Origin of the sequence: Helicobacter mehlei, from assembly GCF_003660265.1 — a bacterium.
GTDB lineage: Bacteria > Campylobacterota > Campylobacteria > Campylobacterales > Helicobacteraceae > Helicobacter > Helicobacter mehlei.
Map to the genome: position 1 here is coordinate 1 of NZ_QXQP01000052.1, position 1,849 is coordinate 1,849.

Genomic DNA, 1,849 nt, shown 5'->3' on the forward strand with positions numbered 1-1,849 from the left:
ATTGCAAACGCTTATAGACGCGCTGAAATTGGGGGCATTGATGTATATACCCAATATGGCGGGGAGAAATACATGGATGCGGGCAGAATCGCCCAAGAATCTAAAGGGCTAGAAACCTTTAAAACCCAGCCCCAAGAGTTTTTAACGCCCGTGGGTAGAGAAGCCCAAATACAAGCCCAAAAGGACTTTAAGAAGTGGCGTAACACGCATATTGCTAACGCCATTGACCGCACGCTCAAAGAAGGCCAACTTAGCCACCTTGATGGCAATAGTGTAGAGCTTAACCTAAGAGAGACCTACAATGGCAAAGATTGGGATTTTAAAGCCCGCATTGATTGGACCAACAACAACGACCCCAGCCAGCCTAGAAGGTGGGTGTTGCAGGATTTCAAGGTGGTGGGGGACTTGCCCATCAAGAGCAAATTAACACAGGACCCTAAAAAGCAATCTAAAACCCGCGTGGTGGATTATCTTAAGAATCTAAGCCCTAAAGAGCTTGAAAAGGCGGGGGATGAAACTTACCAAGAGTTAAGCTTTTTGGCTAAAAAGCCTCTAAGTTCCACGCCCTTAGCTAAAGAGGAACTTTTTAAAGAGCTCAAGGGTTACAAGCACTTTGGGCACGATTTTACAGAGTTCAGAGATAAGGGGTTAGAGGCATTAGAGCTCATCGCCAAGAAAAAGCACGGACAAGTGTCCGGGGCTTACTATAGAGCAGACTTGGGCGCGATTGGCATAGGCTATCAGTTGCCCCTAAGCAACAACACCCAAAGGGGGTTAGTGGATTTATTGGCAGGTCGGGGGGTTAGGGACACAGAGGCCAATATTTACTATTGGGGCAAGCCGGCATTGGAGCCCTTTGTGGGCAACACAGACAAAGAAAAGATTTTAAGAGCGGTGGATAAAATCATCAAGGAGGGCACTTACAGCCTAGAAGAGGGGCACCATATGCTTAGCCTAGAGTTGCCTAATGGGCAATACAAGCTAGAACTCTTCCCCTTAAGCCTAGAGCAACCTAGCCACTTCTACCCCACCAGTATTGGATATTACAAAAAGCCTAGGGTGGAAGAGTCTAGCCCTAGCGCACAGGGGGGAGGGAGTGGAAAAGCAGATGCGCGCCTAGAGCTTATCAGCAAAACCACGCCCACACGCAAAGCCACCAAGGAGGACTTAACGGAGGAATTTTTAGAAGAAGTCAAAAGACGCAAGAATGATAAGGTTTGGGTGGGGGATTTAACAAACCCCCAAAATTATCCAACATCTAGGCTTTGACCCCAATAAGCCGATTAAAATGTTATTTGATGGGGACGCGTTAAAACACATTGAAAAAAGACATGGGCCAAATGCGCCTTTGGTTAAAAGTAGTGGGCAAGCCGCCATAACAAGGGAGGATATAGCGCATTATCCGGAGATTATAAACAATGCTGATTTAATGCGCATAGAGGACACTAAGGACCATCAAAAGGCTTTAGTTGTTGGCAAACAAATTAATGGGTATTTTATTGCGGTGGAAATTATTAGCCAGAAAAACAACACACTAAAGCTCAAAACCATGTACAAAGGAAACGGGAGACTAGAAACAGAGTCCATCTTTAAAGATGGTGTGCAAATACGACTATCCAAAGATAGCGCCGCCCCCTAGTTGCAAAGAACTAGTGCTGCTTAGACGCATCGTGCACACCACCAAACGATCCTACATTAACCAACTGAATACACCCTTAAGGAGCTTTGCCCATGCTAACCCCCTATCTTAACCAAGTCTTTCACGCCGATGCGTTAGGCTTTATGCAGGGCTTGCCTAATGCTTGTATAGATTGTGTGTGTATCGATCCGCCCTATTGTAGCGGGGGGG

The 1,849-nt window shown here is 46.3% G+C and carries 1 protein-coding gene and 1 pseudogene; both read left to right on the forward strand.

The genetic code is table 11. From position 1 onward, the window contains the following. Nucleotides 1–1,269, forward strand: a pseudogene (locus EAO36_RS08145) (hypothetical protein); the annotation flags it as partial. Between the two features lie 19 nt (nucleotides 1,270–1,288). Continuing rightward, complete coding sequence (locus EAO36_RS08150; RefSeq protein ID WP_120955995.1) at nucleotides 1,289–1,639, forward strand: PBECR3 domain-containing polyvalent protein; 351 nt, start codon at nucleotides 1,289–1,291, stop codon at nucleotides 1,637–1,639. Nucleotides 1,640–1,849: the final 210 nt, after the last annotated feature.